This window comes from Marisediminicola sp. LYQ85 (assembly GCF_046600695.1).
GTDB lineage: Bacteria > Actinomycetota > Actinomycetes > Actinomycetales > Microbacteriaceae > Marisediminicola.
The window spans coordinates 444,914-469,853 of record NZ_JBKIWO010000001.1; the positions used below are offsets into that span (position 1 = coordinate 444,914).

Here is a 24,940-nt window from a genome sequence, read left to right on the forward strand (position 1 = left end):
CGTGTGCCGGAAACAAGGGGTGTGAAACGTGGCGGAGACCGAACTCGAGCGCGAGCGTCAGTATGTCGCGGGACTCTACGCGCGCCTCGACGAGCTGCAGCGCGAGGCGATCGATCAGCTCACCCTCGTGCGTAGGCAAGACGTGGGCGGCGGGCACCAGAGCAGGTCGGAGCGCGACGCCTTCGCCCGCATCTACGAAGACCGCATCGTGCAGTTGCGCGAGGTCAACGAGCGGCTCGCGTTCGGGCGACTCGAGCTCGACGGCGGAGCGGATGTCGGCGGCGACCCCGAGCGCTCCTCGAACGGCTCCCTCGTGCGCTACATCGGCCGCCTCGGTCTGCGCGACGCCGACCTCCGCCCGCTGCTCCTCGACTGGCGCGTTCCCCAGGCGAGCGCCTTCTACCAGGCGACCGCGGCCAACCCCCTCGGCGCACGAGCGCGGCGGCACCTCATCTCGTCGGGGCGCGACATCGTGCGCATCGAAGACGAGGTCTTCGACCCCGAGCTGCTCCGCGAGGGCGGAGTCGAGTTGCAGGGCGAGGGAGCGCTGCTCTCGGCTCTGACCGCCGAGCGGACGGGGCGGATGTCCGACATCGTCGCGACGATCCAAGCCGAGCAGGACCGCATCATCCGCTCCGAACTGCAAGGGGTGCTCGTCGTGCAGGGCGGCCCGGGCACGGGCAAGACCGCCGTCGCGCTGCACCGCGCCGCCTACCTGCTCTACTCGCACCGCGATCGCCTGAAGAACTCGGGGGTGCTCATCGTCGGGCCCTCGGCGTCGTTCCTGCAGTACATCGAGTCGGTGCTCCCGTCGCTCGGCGAGACCGGGGTCGTGCTCTCGAGCGTCGGCGGGCTCTTCCCGGGAATCGAGGCGACCGCGGATGACTCGCCCGACGTCGCCGCGGTGAAAGGCTCGGCCGACATGGCCGCCGTGCTCTCGCGTGCCGTGGCGTCGCGTCAACGCGTGCCTGCGGCGCCGCAGGAGCTCGAGGTGAGCGGAGACAGGCTCGTGCTCGACCCGTCTCTCATCCAGTCGGCGATCCAGCGCGCGGCGCAGTCGCGCAAGCCCTACAACCAGGCGCGCGTGACCTTCGTGAAGAACGCTCTCGGGGCGCTCACCCGCCAGTGGGCCGATCAGCTGCGGGCGCAGGGCAACTCGGTCGACGAGTCCGACCACCCGATGCTGCGCGAAGACCTGCGCACCTCCTACGACGTGCGCGTGGCCCTGAACACCGCGTGGTTGCCGCTCACACCCGAGAAGCTCGTGCGCGACCTCTTCGCGCGGCCCGCGTGGCTCGCCGAGCTGACCCCGGGGTGGACCGACGAGCGCCGTGCCCTGCTGCGCCGCGATCGCGACGCGCCGTTCACCGTGTCGGACGTCCCCCTGCTCGACGAGGCTGCCGAACTCCTCGGCACCTACGACGACGCCGACGCGGCGCAGAAGCGCGAGGCGAAACAGCAGCGCAAGCGCGACGTCGAGAACGCCGAGCGCGCGATCGAGAACATGGACGTGCAGGGCCTCGTCAACGCCGAGAGCCTCGCCGACAGCTTCGCCGAGGTCGCCCAGCGCGGCACGACCGCCGAGCGTGCCGCCGCCGACCGCTCGTGGACATACGGGCACATCGTCGTCGACGAAGCCCAGGAGCTCTCGCCCATGCAGTGGCGCGTGCTCTTGCGTCGGTGCCCCCTGCGCTCGTTCACGATCGTCGGCGACATCGCGCAAGCGTCGTCGGCGGCGGCATCCGGTTCGTGGGACGACGCCCTCGCGAGTCTCACCGGGGGCAAGGCCGGGGCGCACCGCTGGCGCCTCGAGGAGCTCACCGTCAACTACCGCACGCCGAGCCAGATCAGCGCGGTCGCCGAGCGCATGGCCATCGCGCACGGCCTGCCCGTGACGCCGTCGACAGCGGTGCGCGGCAGCGAGTGGCCCATCCGCGTGTCCGACGACGTCGTCGAAGCCGTCGAACACGATCGCGCCATCACGACGGTGGGAACACTCGCGGTCATCACGACGACGGATGCCGTCGCCGCGACCGCTGAGCGCCTCCGCGAGGTGTTCGGCGACGCGGTCGGTCGCGGGCCGGCCGGTCTGCTCAAAGCCATCGCGGTGCTCGGGCCCCACGACGCGAAGGGCCTCGAGTTCGATGCGGTCGTCGTCGTCGACCCCGACGCGATCATGCGCGACACCGATCGGGGAGCCGGTGCCCTCTACGTCGCGATGACGAGGCCGACCCAGAGGCTCACCCTCGTGTCGGCCGGGGCGCTCCCGGAGGGCATCGAGCCTCTCGGGTAGCGGTGCGAGACTGGGGCGATGCCCGACCCCCGTTCGCCCGACCCGCTCTCGCCCGACCTGCTCGACCGCATCCGGTCGCGCGCGGCGGCGCACGATCGCGACAACACCTTTCCGCACGACGACCTCGCCGATCTCGCCGGTGCGGGGTATCTCCGCGCCCTCGTTCCCGCCGGATTCGGCGGTCTCGGGCTGAGCCTGACCGACGTCGTGCGATCGCAAGCGGCGCTCGCGGGGGCCGCGCCCGCGACGGCGCTCGCCGTGGGCATGCACCTCATCTGGACGGGTGTCGCGCGCACACTGTGGGATGCCGGCGACCCCTCGCTCGAGTTCGTGCTGCGCGACGCCGGTGCCGGGGAGATCTTCGCGTTCGCCATCAGCGAGGCGGGCAACGATCTCTCCCTCTTCGGCAGCACGACCGTGGCCGAGCCGATGCCCGACGGCGCCTACGCGTTCACGGGTACCAAGATCTTCACGAGCCTCTCGCCCGTGTTCACGAGACTCGCGACCTTCGGCCTCGACTCGGTCTCGCCCGACGCCCCGAAGCTCGTGCACGCCGTTCTCGAGCGGGACGACGAACGCATCGTCTCGCTCGCAGACTGGGACACCGTGGGGATGCGCGCGACCCAGAGTCATACGACGAGGCTCGAGAGGGCACGAGCCGAACCCTCGCGCGTGCACCGGCGCCTCGACGCGGGCCCGAGTGCCGACCCGCTCGTCGTCGCGATCTTCCAGAACTTCGAGATCCTCGTCTCGGCCGTCTACGTCGGCATCGCCGAGCGAGCGCTCGACCTCGCCGTGCTCGCCGCGCGGTCCCGCGTCTCCGCTCGCTCGGGTCTCTCGAAAGACGCCGATCCGGCGACGCGGCGGAGGGTCGCGGTCGCCGCTCTCGAGATCGATGCGGTGCGGCCGAGACTCGAGTCTCTCGCGCGCGACGTCGAGTCGTCTGCCGATCACGGTGACCAGTGGTTCCGCGCTCTCGTCGGCCTCAAGCTCGCCGCGACGACGGCCGCTCGCGCCGTCGTCGGCGAGGCGATCACGGTCGCCGGGGGAGCGGCGTTCGCGTCGGACCACGAATTGTCCCGGCTCTATCGCGACGTTCTCGCCGGCGGCTTCCACCCGAGCAACGACGACGCGGCCCTCTCGACCGTCGCGACCGCGGTGCTCGGACCCCCACCGACCTGATCATGCAGCGGCGCGCGGGCGGGCAGGGGAACCCGCTCGCACCCGCACGGCGAGCCCGGCGAAGAGGATGACGGCCGCCCCGCCGAGCAGGGTCGGCACGGTGATGTGCTCGCGCAGGATGGCGGCGGCCCACACGATGCTCAGCACGGGTTGCGCGAGCTGCACCTGGCTCACGTGCGCCATCGGCCCGATAGCCAGTCCGCGGTACCACGCGAAGAACCCCAGAAACATGCTCACGACAGCGAGGTAACCGAACGAGAGCCACTCCGCGGCGCCTCCCGTCGGGGGCTCGACGACGATCGAGACGGCCGTGAGCGCGGTCGTGAGAGGCGCCGCGAGCACGAGTGCCCACGACACCGTCTGCCACGCGCCGAGCTCGCGAGCGAGGAGGCCGCCCTCCGCGTAGCCGATCGCGGCGGCGAGCACGGCGGCGACGAGCGCGAGGTCGGACCACGAGGCGTGCCCGAGCCCGCCACCCTGCATCGACGCGAAGGTGATCGCCGCGACGGCGCCGAGCGCGGCGAAGACCCAGAACGAGCGGGAGGGATGTTCTCCCCCGCGCAGAACGGCGAGCGCTGCGGTCGCGGCGGGCAGCACCCCGATGACGACCGCTCCGTGGTTGGCCGACGACGAGACGAGAGCAAACGATGTCAGGAGGGGGAACCCGACGACGACTCCACTCGCGACGATGGCGAGCCTGACCCACTGCCTCGGCGAGGGTCTCGATTGGCGCGTGAGCGCGAGAGCCGCGGCCGCGAGCACCGCGGCGATGACCGCGCGGCCCGACCCGATGAAGAGCGGCGACATCGTCTCCACGGCGACGCGCGTGAACGGAACCGTGAAGGAGAACGCGGTGACGCCTGCGAGCCCCCAGAGCAACCCGGACCGCGAAGAGAACACTCGCGGCATATAAGGTGTAACGCTACTGTGTCCTGACATGGGCCACGATAGCACCGAGCGCATCACCGCCGACCTCACCCGTTGGGTCGCGGCCGCGGCGCCGGGGGCGCGCGTGCCGTCCAATCGCGCTCTCGTGGCGCGATACGGGGCGAGCCCCGTGACGGTGCAGAGAGTCATGAGCGACCTCGCGGGGCGCGGTCTCGTCGAGAGCCAGCCGGGGGTGGGCACCTTCGTTCGCGCGGTGAGGGCACGGCGCCCCGCCGACTACGGCTGGCAGACGAGTGCCCTTCCGGCATCCGAACACCGCGGCACCTCGGTCTCGTCGACCCAGACGACCCCCGCCCCCGACTCCATCGCGCTGCACTCGGGGTACCCCTCGCGCGAGCTGCTCCCGGAGAGACTCGTGCGCCAGGCGCTCGCGCGCGCCGCTCGAGCGCCGAACGCGCTCGAGCGGTCGCCCGCGGCAGGCCTCCCCGAACTCCGGGCGTGGTTCGCTCACGAAGTCGCGAGCGTCACCCCCGCGGGGCTCGGAGCGCCGACGGAGCGCGACGTGCTCATCGTCGGCGGCAGTCAGAGCGGGCTCAGCTCGATCTTCCGATCGGTCGTCGGCGTCGGTCGTCCCCTTCTCGTCGAGTCGCCGACCTACTGGGGAGCCATCCTCGCCGCGCGGCAGGCCGGGGTCGTCCTCGTGCCCGTCGCGACGGGCCCCGACGGTCCCGACCCCGACGCCGTCGCTCGCGCCCTCGACCTCACGGGTGCCCGAGCGTTCTACGCGCAGCCGAACTTCGCCAACCCGACAGGGGGCCAGTGGACCGCGGAGCGCGCGACGGCGGTGCTCGACGTCGTGACGCAGCGGGGCGCGTTCGTGATCGAGGACGACTGGGCCCACGATCTCGGCATCGACGCGGAATCCCGCCCTCTCGTGGCGCACGACGACGCGGGTCGCGTCATCTACGTGCGGTCGCTGACGAAGAGCGTTTCTCCCGCCGTGCGTGTCGCGGCGATCATCGCGCGCGGCCCCGCGCGCGACCGCATCCTCGCCGACCGCGCCTCAGACTCGATGTATGTGAGCGCGGTGCTGCAGACCGCCGCGCTCGACGTCATCACGCAACCCGCGTGGCGCGCGCACGGGCGATCGGTGCGCGCGCAGCTCGCCGACCGCCGCGACGCCCTCCTGGGGAGCGTGCTCGACACGATCCCGGCGGCGCACGTCGAACGGCGCCCGGTCGGCGGCTTCAACCTCTGGGTGCGGCTGCCCGACGGCGCCGACGTCGACCAGCTCGCCGTCGAGTGTCGCGGGCGAGGAGTGGTCGTCGCCCCGGGCACCGAGTGGTTTCCCGCCGAACCGTCGGCACCGCACATCCGTCTCAACTACGCGGCGGCCGACCCCGCGCGCTTCGACGACGCCACCTCGGTGATCCGCGACGTTCTCGCCGCCCACACGCGCTGACTCACGCTCGCGTGCTCCGCGCCCGCCCGCTCCGCGCTAGTCGACGACTTCCGGCCGCGGGAGGGGCGGATCGGCGGGCTCGCGGCGCCCGGTCCGCTGGGCCGCGGCTCCCGCGGCGACGACGAGCGCGATCCCGAGGCCCTGTGTGATCGTGAGGGTCTGCTGGAGGATGAGAAAGCCGAGGAGCACGCCGACGGCGGGTTCGAGGGCCATGAGCGTGCCGAAGGCCGTGGCCGTCATCCGTCGCAAGGCGATCATCTCGAGCGCGAACGGGATCACGGGGAGGAGGAGTGCCAACCCTGCCGCGGCGAGGAGCACCTCGACGGTGATGTGCCCGATCGACTGAGGAACCCCGAGGATCGCGGCGGTCGCGGCCGCGACCGGCACGGTGAGGGCGAGGGCGCTGATGCCCGTGAAACTGTCGCCCACGCGTTGCGTGAGCAGGATGTATCCGGCCCACCCGAGTGCCGCGAGCGCCGCGAACCCGACACCCAGGAGGTCGACGCGCCCGTGCCAGGGTTCGGTGACAAGAACGACCCCCGCGAGAGCCACGGCGGGGAACACGAGGGCGACCTTGCTCTGCGCGCGGATCGCGGCGACGGCGAGGGGCCCGAGGAATTCGATGGCGACCGCGGTGCCGAGCGGGATGCGGTCGATGGCGGAGAGGAAGGCGATCGTGACGAGCCCCGTCGTGACCCCGAGCGCGAGGATGGCGGGCATGTCGCGCCGTCTGAGGGAGGCGAACGACGGCCGCACGATCGCGATGAAGACGAGCGCCCCGATGCTCAGCCGCAACCAGGCCGTTCCGGCCGGTCCGACGGCGTCGATGACGCCGACCGAGAGGGCGGACCCGAGCTGCACCGACGAGATCGCGGCGATCGCGAGGGCCCACGGCGGAATCGCGCGGGAGACCGCCGCGCCGCGCGTCACGACGGCGCCCCGGGGTCGGACACCGCGAGGGAGAAGAGAGCGCGCTCCCCGTTCGGGTTGGCGTAGGCGTGCGGCACGTCGCCGGGGAACGCGACGGCGTCGCCCGCGGCGAGCGTCACCCGTCGGCCGTCTGCGGTGACCGTGATCGAGCCCTCGAGCACGTGGATGAGCTCCCGAGTCCCGGGGGAGTGGCTGTCGCTCTCCCGCGCGTCGCCGGGCGCGAGCATCCACTCCCACAGCTCGGTGACGTCGTGGCTGCCGGCCGACGCGACGAGGCGCCCGTAGCCTCCCGCGGGGGTGCTCCACAGTGTCGGCGCGTCGCCGTCGCGCACGACGGAGAGCGTCTCGGCGCGAGGAGGTTCGACGAGAGCGGGCAGACCCACCCCGAGTGCGCCGGCGAGCCGCAGGAGTGTTCCGATGCTCGGGTTGGCGCTGCCCTGCTCGACGTTGACGAGCATCCGGCGACTGACTCCGGCGGAGGCCGCCACCTGGTCGAGCGTGAGCCTCCTGGTCGTGCGGGCATCGCGAACGCGATCGCCGATGGCTCGAGCGAGCGCGTCGTTTCCGTCATCCATGAGTGCACGATAGTGCACTGTTAGTGCAGTGCGCGAACGTCGAGCGATCGGGGGCTCGCCCAGCCGATGTGCGAGGTCTTGCGGCACCGAGTGGTTCTCCGGTGCCGCAAGACCTGCCCCCCAACACGCTCGCACCCCCCGGGCGACACGAGTCGGAGCCCTTCGGGTCGGTTCCGCTCCGTGGTGTTGAGGGGTATTCGGAGTCCTCGGCGAAACGGTTCGGTCCCGGTCTCGGTCGCGGGCCGAATCGCTCGTGCCGGCCCGCCGGTGACCGGGTGTGTCTCGCCGCGTCGGTTAGCGTTGCCCGATGACCACCTCTGCTCGCCGCTTCGTTCACGACCTCACCGAGGCCCACCACGACTTCCCCTCGGCCGGTGTGCTCTTCCGTGACCTCACCCCGGTGTTCGCGAGCGCCGCCGCCTTCGCCGCGGTGATCGACGAACTGAGCGACGGTGTGTCCGCACCGTCAGTAGGGGACCCGGCATCCGAGCCGATCGCGCGCGTCGACGCCATCGCCGGAGTCGAAGCGCGCGGCTTCCTGCTCGCGGCTGCTACGGCGTACAAGGTCGGCGCGGGGCTCCTCGCCTTGCGCAAGCCGGGCAAACTCCCCGGCGAACTGCTCGCCGAGACCTTCGACCTCGAATACGGCAGCGCGAGCCTCGAACTGCAACCCGGGCGTCTGCCCGCCGGTTCCCGCGTGCGCCTGCTCGACGACGTCCTCGCGACGGGCGGGACACTCCTCGCCGCCGTCCGGCTCCTCGAGCGCGCGGGATACGAGGTCGAGAGCATCGCCGTCGTCGTCGAGATCGACGGGCTCGGCGGCCGCGAGGTGCTCGACGGCTACCCGGTGTCGAGCATCACGACCCTGTGAGACAGCGGAGGGGAGCACAGGAGGGTACGTCGTCCCCCAAATTGGGGGATAGGTGATCCCGGCCCCACCCCCCATGATGGACATACGCAGGCGTCCGGGGGGATGTCTGCGAGTCATCCGGGGGGAAGACTGAATCACAGCGCCACGTCGCGCGAAGAGGGGCCGGGAACGGGGGTTTCCGGCCCCTCTCTTTTTCTGCGGTGAGGCCTCGCGCCCGCCTCGCCCCTCGCTCCACCGCGCACTCACTCCACGGCGCTGGTCACTCCACTGTGCGCAACCTCATCCGTCGCGAGGGGTGCCCGTCGTCGAGTTCGACGATGGGGTCGAGCGACTGCACGAACTCCGTGAACGATTTGTACCCCAGTGCCCGCTCCTGGAAGGTCGGGTCCATGCGCAGCATCTGATTCTTCGTCGTTCCGCTCGCCTGCCACTCGTCGTCGGTCTTCGCACGCCCGAGCTCGAGGGCTCGCACGAGGAGATCGGCGGCCGAGTCTTGCGCGCTCTTCGGCTTCGATCTTCTGCCGCTGCGTGACCGCGGTTCCCGCGTCGCGGGTTCGGCCGGCTCGGGCTCTTCGACCACCGGGTTCACCCCGGGCAGGGCGTCGTAGTCGGCGAACTCGTCGCACGCCCAGCCGAGGGCCTTGCTCGTCGACCCGGCGACGCCGATGCCCACGACGTAGCGACCGAGCTGCTTGCTGCGCTGAGCGAGCGCGACGTAGTCGGAATCTCCCGCGACGATCACGACGTGGGTGAGGTCGGGCAAGCGGAAGAGGTCTTCGACCACGTCGACGGCGAGTCGGATGTCTGCGCCGTTCTTCATCGAGGCCACCGTCGGGAAGAGCTGCACGAGGTCCACCGCGCGCTCGATGAGTTGGCGCCGGTAGCTCGCGTTGACGGTCGCCGACCAGTCGGCGTAGGCGCGGCTGATCGCGATCGTGCCGAACGACGACGCGAAATCGAGGATCGCCCCGAGGTCGACGGTCGCCTTCTCGAGTCGCTTGGTGACATCCGAATCGGGGTTCGCCGCCGGATCGAACGAGCGCGCCTTGTCGGTGTGGAACTGACCGCGCTTGCTGCGCTGGTCGTAGCGGGAGATCACGATGTTGTCGAAGTCGATGTAGACGGCGACGCGGGGATCAGTGGTTTCTGCCATTCGTGGTGCCTTCCGTTGCGGTGCACCCAGTCTGGTGCGTTAGTCGTCGTGGTTCAGGCCGCCGGGCGGCGTGGGGTCGGGTGGCGCGGGCTCGGGCGGCGTGGGATCGGGCCGTCGGCGATCGCGCGAGGGCGACACGGGGGTGGGGTCGCTGATCGCGCGCACCCGATCCACGAGTTCGCGCCACGGGCCTTCGACGCGCGTCTCGGGCAGCGTGATGCGGCGCCGGGAGACCCTGATGCGGTAGACGAACCGATCGACGCCGTCCTGCTCCGCCGGTCGCTCGCTCCACGGCAACGCCTCGACGAGGGCGAACCATTCGTCGCGGTCGACCAGTTCGTCGACCTCGACCGTCCACCGGGTCGCGAGGCCCGCGAACCCTCCCGTGCGGATGACCGTGATCTTCACGATCAGCAGCCTGTCACGCGTCGGTCCCCGCGACCACCCCCACGGTGCGCCACGCGGCGGTGACGGCGGTGTGCTCGGCCGAGCCCGAGCCGAATCGGGAGCCTGCGGCATCCGTCGTCGCGGAAGCGAACTGTGCGAACGTGCAGTCGGCGCGGATCGACCCCGCTGTGAGGGTGTCGTACCAGATGCGCCCCGCGCCCTCCCATGCCGGACCGCCGATCGCGGTGGCCGCGAGATGGAATGCGCGGTTCGGAATACCCGAGTTGAGGTGCACCCCTCCGTTGTCGTCGGTCGTGTCGATGTAGTCGTCCATCGAGGCGGGTTGCGGATCCGTTCCGAGAACGTCGTCGTCGAAAGCCGTACCCGGCGCGCTCATCGACCGCAGCGCCGCTCCCTGCACCCGGTCGGTGAAGAGCCCGGCGCCGATGAGCCAGCTCGCCTCGTCGGCATCCTGCCCGAGCACGCGCTGTTCGACGAGCGCGCCGAAGACGTCGGCGATCGACTCGTTGAGAGCGCCGGACTGCCCGCGATAGATGAGCCCCGCCGTGAACTCGATGACGCCGTGCGCGAGCTCGTGGCCGATAACGCTCAGCGACGCGGTGAACCTGCGGAACACGATGCCGTCGCCGTCGCCGAAGACCATGCGCTCGCCATCCCAGAACGCGTTGTCGTAGTCGCGCCCGAAGTGCACGGTGCCGTCGAGGGGAAAGCCCGCGTCGTCGATGGATGCTCGCCCGAACACGTCGGCGAAGAGCGCGTGGGTGTGGCCGAAACCGTCGTAGGCCTCGGTCACCGCGACGTCGTCGGTCTCGGAGTCGCCCTCGCGACGCACGACGACGCCGGGGAGGGTCTCGGCGTTCTGAGCGTCGGAGATCGTGCGGTCGGGAGCGCCGGGCCTCTCGGCGCCGGGCGATCGGGCACCGGGCCGCGGTGCTCGCCCGCCCTCCGGCGACTCCCTCGTCTCGCGGAAGGGCGTGTCGATCGCGAGCGAGTGGCGAGCCGCGTCGATCGCGCGCGCGAGGGTCGGGTCGTCGAGGCCCGAGGCACGGAGGCCGGACAAGTGGACGAGGAGGTAGGGGGGAACGATGAAGCGGCGCATGCCCCGATGCTCGCACGAGCCGACGACAGCCCACCCGGAGACGCGCTCGAGTGGTCGCGGGGCCCCGCGGGTGAGCGCCGAGGTGCGCCGCGTCAAGCCCGCGGGCAGTTTCGGGCCGGGTGCTCGGTCGACTGCCAGACTGGGCCGATGGACACTCCAGATGTGACCGTCGTCGGATCGGGCCCCAACGGTATGGCGGCAGCCGTGACGATGGCACGCGCCGGGCTCTCCGTGCACGTCGTCGAGCGAGCGGCGACGATCGGCGGGGGAGCGCGAACGACCGAAGCCACCCTGCCGGGTTACCGCCACGATCGGGGCTCGGCGGTGCATCCGATGGCCCTCGCCTCGGGGTTCTTCCAGAAGTTCGACCTCGTCGATCGCATCGACCTCGTCACCCCCGAGCTCTCTTACGCCCACCCCCTCGATTCGGGGCGCGCGGGTCTCGCGTGGCACGACCTCGAGCGCACCGCTCGGGGGCTCGGCGTCGACGGCGGAGCGTGGCGCTCGCTCTTCGCCCCGCTCGTCGACCGGGTGCAGGAGGTCGCGCAGTTTAGCGGCTCGAGCATCCTCCAGGTGCCGAGGCACCCCCTCACTGTCGCGCTGTTCGGTCTCCGTGTCCTCGAGCAGGGTTCGGCGGCGTGGAACCTGCGTTTCCGGGGACTCGAGGCGCCCGCGCTGCTCGCCGGGGTCAACGCGCACTCGATCAAGCCCATGCCGACCCTCTCCACCGCCGCCGCGGGTCTCGTGCTCGCGACGCACGGCCACGCGAGAGGCTGGCCCGTTCCCGTCGGCGGGAGCCAGGCGATCATCGACGCGATGGCTCTCGACCTCATCGACCACGACGGTCGCATCACCACGGGGGTCGACGTCACCCACGTCGACGAGCTGCCGCGGTCGCGCGCGATCATCTTCGACACGAGCGCGAGGGCGATGAGTCGCATCGCCGCCTCGCGACTCCCCGACCGCTATCGGTCGCGCCTCGCGCGATTCACCTACGGCAACGGCGTGGCCAAAGTCGACTTCGCCCTCTCGGCGCCGGTGCCGTGGACGAACGAGCACGTGCGCGACGCGGGAACGGTGCACGTGGGGGGAGACCGGGCCGAGATCGCCGCGGGCGAAGCGGATGTCGCGGCGGGCCGTCATCCGTCGAGTTCCTACGTTCTCGTCTCGCAGCCGTCGTCGTTCGACCCGAGCCGCGCGCCGGAGGGCAAGCACGTTCTGTGGGCCTACACCCACGTTCCGCGCGGGTCGACGCGGGACATGACCGAGGCGGTCACCGCGCAGATCGAGCGCTTCGCCCCGGGGTTCCGCGACACGATCCTCGCCTCGCACCAGTCGAGCGCGATGGGCATGCAGGAGTACAACCCCAACTACATCGGCGGCGACATCGCGGCCGGCGACGCGAGCATCGGGCAGCTCATCGCGAGGCCCGTCGTCTCGCGCGACCCGTGGCGCACCCCCGCCGCGGGCATCTACCTCTGCTCGTCGTCGAGCCCGCCCGGCCCCGGCGTGCACGGCCTCGCCGGCTACTACGCCGCACGAAGCGCCCTCCGTGCGGAATTCGGTCTCACCCCACCACGACTCGGAAAGAACTGACATGGCTGCGAACTACATCGAACTGAAGTGCTCGCCTGACGACGTCTTCCGTGTGCTCGACGACGGGTGGCTCTACGCGAGCTGGGTCGTGGGCGCGAGCCGCATCCGCGACATCGACGACCGCTGGCCCGACCCGGGCACGAGCATCAGGCACTCGTTCGGGCTGTGGCCCGTGCTCATCGACGACGTGAGCTACTCGGTCGAGTGGGACCGCCCGCATCACGCGCTACTCCGCGCGCGAGGGTGGCCCATCGGCGAGGCACTCATCGCCATCGACGTCAAGCCTCGCGGCGACGGATGCATCGTGCGCATGTACGAGGACGCCGTGAAGGGCCCAGGGCTCCTCGTGCCCAAGCTCGTGCGCGACATCATCATCCACTTTCGCAACGGCGAGGCGATCAAGCGCCTCGGGCACCTCGCCGAGGGCTACGCGGGCCGCCACCCCGGGTGACATGGCGCGGCAGGGTCGGGCGCTGCCCGACCCCGCCATCCACCGCACCGGTCAGATGCTGCCGCCCGCGACGAGGATAGTCGCGCCCGTCGTGTAGCTCGCGTCGTCACTCGCGAGGTAGACGTAGGTCGAAGCGATCTCGGCGGGCTGACCCGGGCGACCGTAGGGAGTCTGGGCGCCGAACTCGCGCAATTGCTCGTCGTCTCCCGCGTCGGGCTGGAGGTTGGTCCAGAACGGTCCCGGGGCGACACTGTTGACGCGGATCCCCTTCGGCGCGAGCTGCTGCGCGAGGCCCTTCGTGAAGTTGACGATCGCGGCCTTCGTGCCGGCGTAGTCGAGCTTGTCGGGGGAAGGCTTCTCCGCCTGGATGCTGCTCGTCGTGATGATCGTGCCGCCCGCGGGGATGTGGGCGAGCGCGGCCTTCGAGAGCCAGAAGAGCGAGAACACGTTCGTCGCGAAGGTCTTCTCGATCTGGCCTGTCTCGAGCTCGAGGATGTCGTCGACGTTGTTCTGGTAGCCCGCGACCATCACGAGGGTGTCGAGCCCGCCGATCGCCGCGACCGTCTCGGCGACGGCGTCGTAGCACTCCTGCTCGTCGGACGCGTCGAGCTTGATGGCACGGCCCGTGCGGCCGGCCCTCTCGATCTGCTCGAGGGTGCCGTCGGCACCGGCCTGGTCGCTGTGGAAGGTGAACGCGACATCCGCTCCCTCGCGGGCCATGGCGATGGCGGCGGCACGACCGATTCCGGAGTTGCCTCCCGTGAGGAGCACTTTGCGGCCGTCGAGTCTGCCCCGCCCGACGTAGGTGTCTTCACCGTGATCGGGCGTGGGGTCGGGCTCGCCGTCGACGATCTGGAACGGCGGGCGCGGGTACTGGTCGAGGGGATTCTTCATGCGTCCAGTAGATCGAGGCCGCGAGGGGAGCGGAACCCCCTTGCGCTCCCAGGTCGTGCCCGCGTCAGATGAGGCCGCGCACGAGCTCGTCGATGCTCACGCCGCGCTCGCGAGCGCGGCTCACGAGCCTGGCGTGCTCGTCGGCCGTGAGTTCGAGGGTGAGCGAGACCGGGGGAGTCTCGGCGTCATCGAGATCGAAGAGCCCGGGTTGCACCGGCGCGGCCACGGGCGCGGTGGCCACGGGTGCGGCGGCCGCGGGATCGAACTCGGGCTCGGGCGCGCTGTCACGCGAGATCTCGGGCGCCCCCGCTCGCCCGGCACCCGTGAGCCCGGCACCCGTGAATCCGGGTCCCGCGTCGGGAAGCCGACCGCGCTGAAAGGCTTCGGCTGCCCCTCGCGCCCGCTCGTCCGCCGCCTCGTTGAGCGGATGATTGGCGTGACCCTTGACCCACTCGAAACGGTAACGGCGCCCCGCGAGGGCGGCGTCGAGCTCCTTCAGGAGCTCGAGGTTGAGCACGGGTTTGCCGTCGCCCTTGCGCCACCCCTTGGCCTTCCAGCCCGTCATCCACTTCGTGACCGAGTTGATGACGTATTGGCTGTCGCACAGCACGAGGAGGTCGTCGTCGACGTGCGCCGTCGCGCGGAAGAGCTCGAGCACGGCCTTGAGCTCGCCCTGATTGTTGGTCGCGTGCTTCCACCCGCCGGCCCCCCAGCATCCGTCGTCGACGTACCACGCCCACCCGGCCGGACCGGGATTGCCGAGTGCTGAACCGTCTGCGGCGGCGGTGATCGTCACGAGAGACCTTTCGAAAGGGGGAATGGCGACGACCAGTCTCCCACCGCCGGGGAGGCGCACCGATCGGGGCGCTTCTCTAACGAATAGGCAACGACTCGATCCCCGCCGTGGCGGGCATCGAGGCCTCTCGAGAGCTCGACAGGGCGTCGACAGAGGGGGTTGACGCGAAACGCCACGGTGTGCTCCCGCTAAGCTTTCGTCAGGTCTTACCGACCTCACCCGCCAAGGACGCGGTCCGCTCGAACCTCCACGGTTCGCCGGATCGTACGGTGCGGCCCTGATGGACGCGATCCCACGATCGGTCCGGCCTCTGGCTCTCGACGTGCTCAGCACCGAGTGGCCAGGAGAGCGATCACGGCCTACCCGTCTGCCACCAGTGAGTCTCCGCGCGACCGACACCGGTCGTCACGGCGCTACTCCGGAGCACACCACCGTGACCACACACCCCGCCCTGCGCGCCGAAGGACTGTTCAAAGTCTTCGGCCGACGTCCCTCCGACGCCGTCACCCGCCTCCGCGCCGGCGAGCCCCGCTCCGCCGTCGAGCACCTCGGCACCCCCGCGGTGATCGACGCGAGCTTCGACGTGCAGCCCGGTGAGATCTTCGTCGTCATGGGGCTCTCCGGGTCGGGCAAGTCGACGCTCATCCGCATGCTCAACGGCTTGCTCGAGCCCACGGCGGGAACCGTGACCATCGGGTCGTCGCGCATCACGGGAGTGCCGGCCAAGAAACTCCGCGAGGTGCGGCGCACCCAGGTGTCGATGGTCTTCCAGCATTTCGCTCTGCTGCCGCACCGCTCCGTGATCGACAACGTCGCCTACGGGCTCGAGATGCAGGGGATGGCGCGCGAAGCGCGACTCGCGAAGGCGCGCACGATCATCACCCTCGTCGGTCTCGACGGGTGGGCGGACAAGCTCCCCGAGCAGTTGTCGGGAGGGATGCAGCAGCGCGTGGGTCTGGCCCGCGCGCTCGCCGCCGACACCGACGTGCTCCTCATGGACGAGGCGTTCTCGGCGCTCGACCCGCTCATCAGGCGCGAGATGCAAGAGCAGCTCGTCGAGCTGCAGGCGAGCCTCGGCAAGACCATCATCTTCATCACCCACGACCTCAACGAGGCGATGTTCCTCGGTGATCGCATCGCCGTCATGCGCGACGGTCGCATCGTGCAGATCGGCACGCCCGAAGAGATCCTCACCGACCCGGCCAACGACTACGTCGCCCAGTTCGTCGGCGACGTCGATCGCGCTCGCGTGCTCACCGCCGCGAGCGTCATGGAGCCTGTTCCCTCCGGCGTCGAACCGGGTCCGGGGCCGAGAGTCTCGCCCGACACTCTCCTCGTCGATCTCGTCGACCCGTCGGTCGCGAGCGCTCGCCCGATCTCGGTCTGCGACGACGGCGGTCGGTTGCTCGGCACAGTCTCGAGAGTGGGCCTCCTCGCCGCCCTCGGCAACGTCACGCCCGACGCGCGTGAGATGACACACACCCCGCAGTCCAGCGAACTCGAAGGAGCCGACCGGTGAACGACTTCCGCATCCCCCTGGGCTCGTGGGTCGAGTCGGGCATCGACTTCGTCACCGACACGTTCGGGTTCCTCTTCGACTTCATCCGCGTCGTGTTCGAGGGTGCATTCGACGCCGTCGCCTACCTGCTCGGCGAACCGCCGTTCTGGATCATCATCGCGGTGCTCGCCGTGCTCGCGCTCCTGACCCGAGGGTGGGTGTTCGCCGCGGGCACCGCTGTGGGCCTGCTGCTCATCGTGGGGGTCGACCAGTGGGACAACGCGATGGACACCCTCGCGCTCGTCCTCGTGGCGAGTGCCATCGCGATCATCATCAGCATCCCGCTCGGAATCCTCGCGGCCAAGTCGTCGTTCGCCTCCGGGGTGATCCGGCCGGTGCTCGACTTCATGCAGACGATGCCCGCGTTCGTCTACCTCATCCCCGCCCTCATCCTCTTCCGCATCGGTGTCGTCCCCGGCATCGTCGCGACGATCATCTTCGCGATGGCTCCCGGCGTCAGGCTCACCGAGCTCGGCATCCGCGGGGTCGACCGCGAGGTCGTCGAGGCGGGCCAGGCCTTCGGGTCCTCGCCGTGGCGCATCCTGCGGCAGATCCAGTTGCCCCTCGCGATGCCGACGATCATGGCCGGGATCAACCAGGTGATCATGCTCGCGCTCTCGATGGTCGTCATCGCCGGCATGGTCGGGGCCGGTGGGCTCGGGCAGGACGTCGTCGCGAGTCTCAACCGCATCGACATCGCCCTCGGGTTCGAAGCCGGGCTGGCCGTGGTAATCCTCGCGATCTTCCTCGATCGACTCACCGCGGCACTCGGCAAGGGCGATACGCCCCTCACGCGGATCCTCGCGTCGGGCAAGGGCCGCCGAACGACGTCCGCGGTCGAACCACTCGCCGAACCACTCGCCGACCCGGCTGCCGACCGTGCCGCCGAACCCGTCGGCGCGTCAGCACCGCGCTGACCCCCTCCACTCGCGGATGCATCCGTATCCGTGCGAACCGCGCGCTCGACTCTGCGCGCACCAACCGTCAACCCCCCGTCACCGTCACCCGGTGGCACGAAAGGAAGACACCTTGAGAAACCTCACCAAGACATCGATCGCCGCAGCAGCGGTCGGACTCCTCGCCCTCACCGGATGCACCGCGTCCGACGACACCGCGGGCGACGGCGGCGAAGACATGGACATCACCATCGCCGTCTTCAACGGCTGGGATGAAGGCGTCGCGACCTCGTGGCTGTGGGCCAACATCCTCGAAGACGAAGGCTACGACGTCGAGCTCGAATACGCCGACCCCGGCCCCGTCTTCACGGGTCTCGCGAGCGGTGACTCCGACTTCACGACGGATGTCTGGCTGCCGAACACCCACGAGAGCTACCTCGAGGAGTACGGCGACGACATCACCGACCTCGGCGCGTGGAACGAAGACTCCAAGCTGACCCTCGCGGTCAACGAGGACGCCCCGATCGACTCGATCGCGGAGCTCGCCGAGAACGCCGACCTCTTCGGCAACCGCATCGTCGGTATCGAGCCCGGCGCGGGTCTGACCGAGGCGATGGAAGAAGAGGTCATCCCCGGATACGGCCTCGAGGACATGGAGTTCCTCACCTCGTCGACCCCCGCGATGCTCAGTGAGCTGACCGCGGCGACCGACGCCGGCGAGAACATCGTCGTGACCCTGTGGGAGCCGCACCGCGCCTACGCGCAGTTCCCGGTCAAGAACCTCGAAGACCCCGAGGGTGCCCTCGGCGGAACCGAGAGCCTGCACACCTTCAGCAGCACCGACTTCCCCGAGTCGTCGCCGATCGCTGCGGGCTGGCTCGAGAACTTCGAGATGGACACCGACACGCTCTACTCGCTCGTCGACGCCATGTTCGTCGACTACGAGGGCGACGACTTCGAGCCCGTCGTCGACCAGTGGATCGAAGACAACCAGGAGTACGTCGACTCGCTCACGAGCTGAATCGACGCCTGAACGACAGAACCCCGCCGTGCGTGCACGGCGGGGTTCTCGTCTGCGTGGAGCGTGTCAGCGCACCCAGTGGTAGACGATGTGCGGCGGAAGGCCCCGCTGTTCGGCGCGGCGCACGACCGTTCCCGATTCGTCGCGCTGCTCGGCGATGAGCACGAGCTGGCTTGCGGCATCCCACGAGAAGTCGGCGGCGGCGCGCGGCACCGTTGTGAGCGTGATCGTCGCGCCGAAGAAGCCGGCGTCGGCGGCGTTGACCGCAGGAAGCGAGATCGTCGCGGCGGGGAAGCCGTCGGCGTTCGCCCAGTAGAGAGACACCGGCGAGGTCTCCGACCACCCGGTGCCGAGGATCGACACGCGCGTCACCGACCCGGAGCCGTCTCCGTCGACGGAGTTCACCGACACGCGCGTGAGCGTGATGGAGGTGGGCCAGGTGAAGTCGCGGTCGTTCCAGATGCGCTCGACGGCGCTCACCATCTCGCCGGGAAGCGTCAGGGTGCGGTCACCGCCGAACGAGAGGTTCGCGGCGACGAGAGCGGGCGTGATCTCGAACGACTCCACACCCAGATCGAGGTCTGCTTCAGTAAATCCGGATGCGTTTCGCGTGGCGGTGTCGGTCACATTCACTCCTTGTTCGTCGCTGCAAGTTAACACCCCCCGGTCTGCCCTTGTCGATTCGAGCAGGAGTCGGGTGCCGCCGTCGGGCCGGGCTCAGCCGCGCACGCAGGTTCCCGATGCGACGGAGCCGGTGAGCCCGGTCGCCGCGACCACGACGGGTTCGAGCTCGACGAGGGTCGCCGCGTACCCCACCCCCTCGGTCGTCGCGCCCTTCGCGAAGACGATGCCGACCGCGTCACCGGACGTCGCGAGCACCGGCCCGCCCGATTCGCCCTGCTGCACGTCGGAGGCGAGGGTGTAGACGTCGCGAGCGGCCGTGGACTCGCCGTAGATGTCGGGGACGACGAGAGGGCCGACGACGGCCACTTCGGCGGGGTGTGCGCTGAACGGCCCCCCGAAGGGATAACCGCCCACGATCGCGGTGTCTCCCGCGGTGAGCGGTGTGCCGAGCTCGAGGGCAGCCGTGTCGAGACCCTCGACCGCGATGACCGCGAGGTCGTCGACGGGGTCGAAATAGACGACCCTCCCGACTCTCGAGCCGTCTCGCGGCGTCTCGACGACGGGCTCGTCGACACCCGCGACGACGTGGGCGTTCGTGACGATGCGATCGGGAGCGACCACGAACCCCGACCCCGACTGGTTCTGCCCACACGCGAAGGCGGTGCCCGTGATGCGAACGATCGACGCGGCGGCTCGGTCGAGCTCGGGCGACCCGGTCTCGACGTCGGGGATGGTCGGTGCTGCCCCCGCGAACGCATCGGCGATCTGCGGAAGCGACTCCCGCACGGCGAACGACCGCGCTGCCGCGAGCATCCGCGTGAGGCCGTCCGGGGTCGATTGGCCGATGACGCGCAACACCTGGGAGTTCGCGATCGGCTGCGAGAGGAGGGGCACGCCGAGGGTTCCGATGCCGAAGGCGATCGTCGACGTTACGAGGGCGGCGGCGACGACGCTCGCGGCCGCGCCGACGAGGCGGTCGACGCCACGGAGCGGCGAGCGCGCGACGCGCGTGCGCATCGAGTCCCCGAGGGTCATGCCCGCGGTGAGCCCTGCCGCGATGAGGAGGAGGGACGCCCCGACGGTCACGACGACGCGCCATTCCGGCGATTCGACGAGAGCGCCCGCGAGGGGCGCGAGGACGTAGGCGAGGGCCCCGCCGACGACGATGCCGACGATGCCGCTGACGCTCCGCACGAGCCCACTGCGATAGCCGTAGACGAGGAACGACACGAGGACGAGCACGAGGAGCACGTCGAGAATCACACTGAGCGGCACTGTTCTCCCGGTTCGTCGGGGGGCCGGAACACGAAACCCCCAGGCGGAATTTACCCGACGGACATGTCCCGACCGCCCATTTTCGTGTTATCCCGGCTACAGTGGACGTCAACCCTAGCTCGACGACAGACCCCGCCTCATCCCGAACGCGTGGTCGACCCTCGTCGAAATGGATCCGCGCGCAGAAACTTACCCGTCTGCTCGAGGCTCCGGACGCCAATGATGTCGCTGTGTTGTTTCCGGCGTGCGACCCCGTCCGCTGTCGTCCCGACACAGTCCCGTCGATCGCCGACCCCCCTTACCCCGCTTTGTCTGCGATCGCCGTTCTCGCCTCTTCACCCCGAAAGAGACCCCCGCAATGACTGCCCTCTATTCCCGACCCCGATCAGGTTCGCCGTCTCCCGACGAAGTCGAGTCTCCGACCGCAGACGACCCGTCGACCGACGGAACCGTGCTCACGCGTTTCGCCCGCGACGACGTGAGTCGACCCCGCCCCACTCGCGAGACCCCGGCAGACCGCGTGCCCACCGCGGGTGAAGCCGTGCGAGCGCAGTCGCCCTCGATGGTCATGCTCGTCCTCGCGGCGACCATCGGCATCCTCGCGTACGCCAACTTCCTGCTCAACCCCGCGAGCCGCGGTGACTGGTTGCCATACACGATGGTCATCGTCGCCGAGACCGTGCTCATCGGCCAAGCGCTCCTGTCGATGTGGACGATCCTCTCGGGGTCGCAAGACCCCCGCGATTTCGCGTTCCACTACGCCAAGGGTGCGCTCTTCCGCGATCGCGACATCGCCCTCGACCGTGCGAGCTCGCACCCCGAGACCTGGGCGCTCTACCTCGACGAGGCCGAGATCGGGGTGGATGTCTTCATCACGACCTACGGCGAAGACCCGGCGGTCATCCGTCGCACCGTCACGGCCGCACTCGCGATGCGCGGCAAGCACGCCACGTGGGTGCTCGACGACGGTCGCTCCGACGAGGTGCGGGACCTCGCCGCCGAGCTCGGCGCGCGCTACGTGCGCCGGCTGAGCAGCAACGGCGCGAAGGCCGGAAACGTCAACCATGCTCTCTCGATCAGCAAGGGCGACTACTTCGCCATCTTCGATGCCGATTTCGTTCCCGACCCCGAGTTCCTCGTCGAGACCGTTCCGTTCTTCGTCGACCGCAAGGTCGCCTTCGTGCAGACACCGCAGACCTACGGCAACCTCCACAACGTCATCTCCAAGGGCGCCGGCTACATGCAGGCGATGTTCTACCGCTTCATCCAGCCGGGTCGAAACCGCTTCAACGCCGCGTTCTGTGTCGGAACCAACGTCATCTTCCGCCGCACGGCGATCGACGAGGTCGGCGGCATGTACACCGACTCCAAGTCGGAGGACGTCTGGACGTCGCTCATGCTCCACGAGCGTGGCTGGCGCACGATCTTCATCCCCATGACGCTCGCCGTCGGCGATGCGCCCGACACCGTCGAGGCGTACACCAAGCAGCAGCTGCGCTGGGCGACCGGGGGCTTCGAGATCCTGCTGCGCCACAACCCGCTGAGCCCGAAGCGCAAGCTCACGCTCGACCAGCGACTCCAGTACGTCGTCACGGCGTCGTTCTACCTCACGGGCATCTGCCCGCTGCTCCTGCTCCTGGTGCCGCCCATGGAGATCTTCTTCGACCTCCGGCCGATGAACATCTCGACGACCGTCGTGACCTGGATGCTCTACTACGCGGGCTTCTACGTGCTCCAGATCGTTCTGGCGTTCTACACGATGGGGTCGTTCCGCTGGGAGACCCTCATGCTCGCGACCGCGTCGTTCCCGATCTACGTCGCCGCGCTCATCAACGTCATCGTGGGCAAGGAGCAGAAGTGGAATGCCACGGGAGACAAGTCGAAGGCGAGTTCGCCCTTCAACTTCATGATCCCGCAGGTGCTGTTCTTCGTCTTCCTCCTGCTCACCTCCGTCGTCGCCGTATGGCGCGACCTCGGCAACGGCTTCCTCTCGCTCGCCACAGCGTGGAACGTCACCAACACGATCATCCTGGGGAGCTTCGTCGTCGCCGCCGCGCGTGAAGCCCGCCACCTCCGCGCCGCAGGCAGTAGGGCGCGCCGCGCCGCTCCCGCCGCCGCGACAACGTCTTCTACCCGAAACCTGGTGACCTCATGACCTGGAAAAACCGCCTCAAAATGTTCCTCGGCACGGTCGTCGTGTTCGTGCTCGTCGCTGGGATGACGGTGATCTTCAATCAGCGGCAGGCTCAAGTCACGAGCGCCTCCGCGGCCATCGAAGCCGAGAGGTACCCGGTCGGAAGCGACTACGGCGGAACGGTTCTCGATCGCGAGGTCTCCGAGGGTGACCGCGTCGCCGCGGGTGATGTGCTCTTCCGCGTGCAGAGCCCGACCCTGCAAGCCGACCTCGCCGAGGGACTCCTGCGACCCGAGACGGTCGCCTACGCCGTGACCCCCGACGGCGTCATGACGCTCACGGCGACTGTCGACGGAACCGTCGGCGACATCACCGCCGAGCGCGGATCGTTCGTGCAGGCCGGTCAGATCCTCGCGACGATCGACCGCACGGGTTCGCTTTTCGTGAGTGCCGACTTCGTGCTCTCGAGCCGCGACTACGCGCGCATCGAGGATGGCGCGGCCGTCGAGCTCGTGCTCCCCAACCAGTCGCGCATCTCGGGCCAGGTGGAGTCGATCGACGTGCAGACCTCCGACGGTCTCGCCGAGACGACCGTCACGGTGTCGAGCGAGGGCCTCGTCGACGGCGCCGCCAACAACCTCATGACCCGGGGAACACCCGTGTCGGCGACGCTGCTCCTGCGCGACGACGGCCCGCTCGCGGGCGTCGGCGACGGGTTCTTCGACTTCATGCGCAAGATCGGGCTGTGACCCCGTGCCGACCACCTCTCGGGCGTTCGCGCCCCGCCGTGCCACCACGCGACTCGCCGTTCCCGTCGTCGCTCTGCTCGCGCTCCTCACCGGGTGCTCGGCAGTGGGGGTGACCGGCGACGGTGACACCGCGCCGGCCGCATCGGTCGACGCGATCTTCCCTGACGACGAGATCGGACCGCTCGTCGAGGCCCTCCCGCAGCAGACGATCAAGCCCCTCCCGTCTGCGCGTCTCGCCGAGGGCCTCGTTCCCCCGACCAACCGGTGGTTCTCGGGCCTCGTCTTCGGTGACGACTCGATGCCCGTGTTCCCCTCTCCGCTGTCGTTCCAACTCACCGACGGCGGGTTCGACCTCGGTCTGCCTCGCGTCACGACGGCGCCCAAGGTCATCATGGGTGGTCACGTCGCCCACATCGGAGTCAGCGTCGGGGCCGACGTGGCAGAGGTCTCGGACTACGACACGGCATCCGTCACCATCACGCACCTCGCCGACGACGTCGCGGTCGGCGAGACGGTGATCGCGCGGGGATCACCGTTCGTGAGCTTCACCGCGCTCTCGGCGGCCGACGTGTCGACCGTCACGGCCTTCACCCCCTCGTCGGTCGACGGTGCGGCGACCGCCGTCATCGACGGCACGACCTACGGCCTCGTGAGCGACGCCGAACTCTCCTCCGACGGCACAGGACTCGCCCTCGCCGAGGGGGAGACCGCCACGTGGTTCGCCCTCGCCGACGGAGCAGAACTCGCCGACTTCGCCGACGCCGCGACGCACACGGTCACAGGCACGACCCTCGATTACACGACGAGCGACACCGAGGTCTCGACGACCATCGCCTACACCACTGCCGACGGCGAACCCACGATCGTGGCCGCCCTGCCGCACCAGCAGGCAGGCCTCGCCGATTCGGTCGCGTGCTCGTCGGCGACCTACTCGACGATCTACGGCGACATGACCGCGTGCACGACCGATGCGCTCACCTGGTCGAGCCCCGCGCTCGAACCGAGTGGTGCCCTCGATCTGTCGGCGCTCGACGACGCGGATCGCGATCGCCTCGCCGAGCAGGTCACCCTCGACATCGCCGAGACCGAGACGTTCGCCGATGACACCTATTTCGGAGGCAAGTCGCTCTATCGGGCGGTCAACCTCCTAGAGATCGCCGAGGAGGTCGGGGCGGATGACGCCGCGGCGACAATGCGCGACCGACTCGTCACGACGATGTCGGAGTGGATGGATCCCGACCGCTGCGACGAACGCGACCTCCGGTGCTTCGTCTACGACCCCGAGGCGCGCGGAATCGTCGGGCTCGCGACATCCTTCGGCTCGGAGGAGTTCAACGACCACCACTTCCACTACGGGTACTTCCTCTACACCGCTGGTGTTCTCGCGGCCGACGACCCCGAGCTCGTCGAGAGCTGGGCGCCCGTGATGAACCTCCTCGCCGCCGACCTCGCCACCCGGGGAGAGAGCACCTACTTCCCCGAGCAGCGCAACTTCGACTCCTACGGCGGGCACTCGTGGGCGAGCGGCACCTCCCCGTTCGGCGACGGCAACAACCAGGAGTCGAGCTCCGAAGCGGTCACCGCGTGGAACGGCCTCGCCCTGTGGGCGGCGGCGAGCGACCAGGGAGACCTCGAGACCGAGGCGCGATGGATGCTCGCGGCCGAAGCGACTTCGGCGAAGGCGTACTGGACCGATTTCCCGCTCGACGACCCCATCATGGAGGGCTTCGAGCACACGATCACCTCGCTCGTCTGGGGTGGCAAGCGTGACTACGCCACGTGGTTCAGTGCCGAGCCGAGCGCGATGCTCGGCATCCTCGTGCTGCCGATGAGCCCCGTCGCCGACTACCTCGCCGGCGACCCCGAGCGCATCGACGCGAACATCGCCGATGCGGCTCCCGACGGCTTCGACGTGACATTCGGCGATTACCTGCTCATGTACTCCGCGCTCTCCTCGACCGAGGCGGCGTCGCGTGCGCTCGAGGAGTCGCGAGAACTCCACGAAGACCGCATCGACGACGGGAACAGCCGCAGCTACATGCTCGCGTGGCTCATGGCGCACGCGGCAGCCTGACCGGGACGCCT

22 protein-coding genes are annotated in these 24,940 nt (G+C 69.7%); 12 read left to right on the top strand and 10 right to left on the bottom strand.

The window, feature by feature from the left end:
* The first annotated feature begins 28 nt into the window (after window positions 1-28).
* On the top strand, window positions 29-2,293 hold the full coding sequence (locus ACLHG5_RS02070) for a HelD family protein (RefSeq protein ID WP_411317720.1): 2,265 nt from the start codon (window positions 29-31) through the stop codon (window positions 2,291-2,293).
* 18 nt (window positions 2,294-2,311) lie between these two features.
* Window positions 2,312-3,475: an acyl-CoA dehydrogenase family protein gene (locus tag ACLHG5_RS02075; protein WP_411317721.1), complete on the top strand. Its 1,164-nt coding sequence runs from the start codon at window positions 2,312-2,314 to the stop codon at window positions 3,473-3,475.
* Here ACLHG5_RS02075 and ACLHG5_RS02080 read toward each other — a convergent pair whose 3' ends face one another.
* The gene (locus ACLHG5_RS02080; protein WP_411317722.1) at window positions 3,476-4,414 is read right to left on the bottom strand and encodes a DMT family transporter; all 939 of its coding nucleotides are present in this window, start codon (window positions 4,412-4,414) and stop codon (window positions 3,476-3,478) included.
* On the opposite strand from ACLHG5_RS02080, the gene ACLHG5_RS02085 reads away from it, so the two are divergent.
* The gene (locus tag ACLHG5_RS02085) at window positions 4,413-5,825 is read left to right on the top strand and encodes a PLP-dependent aminotransferase family protein (RefSeq protein ID WP_411317723.1); all 1,413 of its coding nucleotides are present in this window, start codon (window positions 4,413-4,415) and stop codon (window positions 5,823-5,825) included. The two genes, ACLHG5_RS02080 and ACLHG5_RS02085, sit on opposite strands and share 2 nt — an antisense overlap.
* Before the next feature lie 36 nt (window positions 5,826-5,861).
* Here the strand turns inward: ACLHG5_RS02085 and ACLHG5_RS02090 are convergent, their stop codons facing one another.
* The gene (locus tag ACLHG5_RS02090; RefSeq protein ID WP_411317724.1) at window positions 5,862-6,755 is read right to left on the bottom strand and encodes an EamA family transporter; all 894 of its coding nucleotides are present in this window, start codon (window positions 6,753-6,755) and stop codon (window positions 5,862-5,864) included.
* Window positions 6,752-7,330, bottom strand: a complete 579-nt coding sequence (locus ACLHG5_RS02095; protein ID WP_411317725.1) for a helix-turn-helix domain-containing protein — start codon at window positions 7,328-7,330, stop codon at window positions 6,752-6,754. Before ACLHG5_RS02095 ends, ACLHG5_RS02090 begins: the two co-directional genes overlap by 4 nt.
* 307 nt (window positions 7,331-7,637) lie before the next feature.
* Here ACLHG5_RS02095 and ACLHG5_RS02100 point away from each other — a divergent pair, with 307 nt between their 5' ends.
* On the top strand, window positions 7,638-8,201 hold the full coding sequence (locus ACLHG5_RS02100) for an adenine phosphoribosyltransferase (protein WP_411315847.1): 564 nt from the start codon (window positions 7,638-7,640) through the stop codon (window positions 8,199-8,201).
* Window positions 8,202-8,460: 259 nt separating this feature from the next.
* Here ACLHG5_RS02100 and ACLHG5_RS02105 read toward each other — a convergent pair whose 3' ends face one another.
* The 3 genes from ACLHG5_RS02105 to ACLHG5_RS02115 are packed head-to-tail and all read right to left on the bottom strand — an operon-like array spanning window position 8,461 to window position 10,861.
* Window positions 8,461-9,354: an NYN domain-containing protein gene (locus ACLHG5_RS02105; protein ID WP_411317726.1), complete on the bottom strand. Its 894-nt coding sequence runs from the start codon at window positions 9,352-9,354 to the stop codon at window positions 8,461-8,463.
* A gap of 39 nt (window positions 9,355-9,393) precedes the next feature.
* Window positions 9,394-9,762 (bottom strand): protealysin inhibitor emfourin, encoded by a 369-nt coding sequence (locus ACLHG5_RS02110; protein WP_411317727.1) that lies wholly within the window; start codon window positions 9,760-9,762, stop codon window positions 9,394-9,396.
* A gap of 13 nt (window positions 9,763-9,775) precedes the next feature.
* Complete coding sequence (locus ACLHG5_RS02115) at window positions 9,776-10,861, bottom strand: M4 family metallopeptidase (RefSeq protein ID WP_411317728.1); 1,086 nt, start codon at window positions 10,859-10,861, stop codon at window positions 9,776-9,778.
* A 147-nt stretch (window positions 10,862-11,008) separates the two neighbouring features.
* Between ACLHG5_RS02115 and ACLHG5_RS02120 the strand changes: the two genes are divergently transcribed.
* Together ACLHG5_RS02120 and ACLHG5_RS02125 are read left to right on the top strand one after the other, a co-directional pair.
* Window positions 11,009-12,457 carry a phytoene desaturase family protein gene (locus ACLHG5_RS02120; RefSeq protein WP_411317729.1) on the top strand — a complete coding sequence of 483 codons (1,449 nt, stop codon included), beginning with the start codon at window positions 11,009-11,011 and terminating at the stop codon, window positions 12,455-12,457.
* Between the two features lies 1 nt (window position 12,458).
* Complete coding sequence (locus ACLHG5_RS02125; RefSeq protein WP_411315842.1) at window positions 12,459-12,908, top strand: SRPBCC family protein; 450 nt, start codon at window positions 12,459-12,461, stop codon at window positions 12,906-12,908.
* Between the two features lie 51 nt (window positions 12,909-12,959).
* Here the strand turns inward: ACLHG5_RS02125 and ACLHG5_RS02130 are convergent, their stop codons facing one another.
* Both ACLHG5_RS02130 and ACLHG5_RS02135 read right to left on the bottom strand, forming a co-directional pair.
* Window positions 12,960-13,802 carry an SDR family oxidoreductase gene (locus ACLHG5_RS02130; protein ID WP_411317730.1) on the bottom strand — a complete coding sequence of 281 codons (843 nt, stop codon included), beginning with the start codon at window positions 13,800-13,802 and terminating at the stop codon, window positions 12,960-12,962.
* A 64-nt stretch (window positions 13,803-13,866) separates the two neighbouring features.
* Window positions 13,867-14,598, bottom strand: coding sequence for an RNase H family protein (locus ACLHG5_RS02135; RefSeq protein ID WP_411317731.1), 732 nt, complete (start codon window positions 14,596-14,598; stop codon window positions 13,867-13,869).
* 433 nt (window positions 14,599-15,031) lie between these two features.
* On the opposite strand from ACLHG5_RS02135, the gene ACLHG5_RS02140 reads away from it, so the two are divergent.
* From ACLHG5_RS02140 to ACLHG5_RS02150, 3 genes are all read left to right on the top strand, one after another.
* Window positions 15,032-16,117: a quaternary amine ABC transporter ATP-binding protein gene (locus ACLHG5_RS02140; RefSeq protein ID WP_411315839.1), complete on the top strand. Its 1,086-nt coding sequence runs from the start codon at window positions 15,032-15,034 to the stop codon at window positions 16,115-16,117.
* On the top strand, window positions 16,114-17,073 hold the full coding sequence (locus tag ACLHG5_RS02145) for an ABC transporter permease (RefSeq protein WP_411315838.1): 960 nt from the start codon (window positions 16,114-16,116) through the stop codon (window positions 17,071-17,073). Before ACLHG5_RS02140 ends, ACLHG5_RS02145 begins: the two co-directional genes overlap by 4 nt.
* 112 nt (window positions 17,074-17,185) lie before the next feature.
* Entirely contained in the window at window positions 17,186-18,073 is an 888-nt protein-coding gene (locus ACLHG5_RS02150) for a glycine betaine ABC transporter substrate-binding protein (RefSeq protein ID WP_411315837.1), read from the top strand.
* 66 nt (window positions 18,074-18,139) lie between these two features.
* Here ACLHG5_RS02150 and ACLHG5_RS02155 read toward each other — a convergent pair whose 3' ends face one another.
* Window positions 18,140-18,700, bottom strand: coding sequence for a hypothetical protein (locus ACLHG5_RS02155; protein ID WP_411315836.1), 561 nt, complete (start codon window positions 18,698-18,700; stop codon window positions 18,140-18,142).
* Between the two features lie 90 nt (window positions 18,701-18,790).
* Window positions 18,791-19,972 carry a MarP family serine protease gene (locus tag ACLHG5_RS02160; protein WP_411317732.1) on the bottom strand — a complete coding sequence of 394 codons (1,182 nt, stop codon included), beginning with the start codon at window positions 19,970-19,972 and terminating at the stop codon, window positions 18,791-18,793.
* A gap of 358 nt (window positions 19,973-20,330) precedes the next feature.
* On the opposite strand from ACLHG5_RS02160, the gene ACLHG5_RS02165 reads away from it, so the two are divergent.
* Genes ACLHG5_RS02165 through ACLHG5_RS02175 form a run of 3 tightly spaced genes read left to right on the top strand, consistent with a single transcriptional unit; the run spans window position 20,331 to window position 24,929 of the window.
* Window positions 20,331-22,127 (top strand): glycosyltransferase, encoded by a 1,797-nt coding sequence (locus ACLHG5_RS02165; RefSeq protein WP_411315834.1) that lies wholly within the window; start codon window positions 20,331-20,333, stop codon window positions 22,125-22,127.
* Complete coding sequence (locus tag ACLHG5_RS02170; RefSeq protein ID WP_411315833.1) at window positions 22,124-22,855, top strand: HlyD family efflux transporter periplasmic adaptor subunit; 732 nt, start codon at window positions 22,124-22,126, stop codon at window positions 22,853-22,855. Before ACLHG5_RS02165 ends, ACLHG5_RS02170 begins: the two co-directional genes overlap by 4 nt.
* Before the next feature lie 4 nt (window positions 22,856-22,859).
* Window positions 22,860-24,929: a glycosyl hydrolase gene (locus ACLHG5_RS02175; RefSeq protein WP_411317733.1), complete on the top strand. Its 2,070-nt coding sequence runs from the start codon at window positions 22,860-22,862 to the stop codon at window positions 24,927-24,929.
* Window positions 24,930-24,940 lie beyond the last annotated feature (11 nt).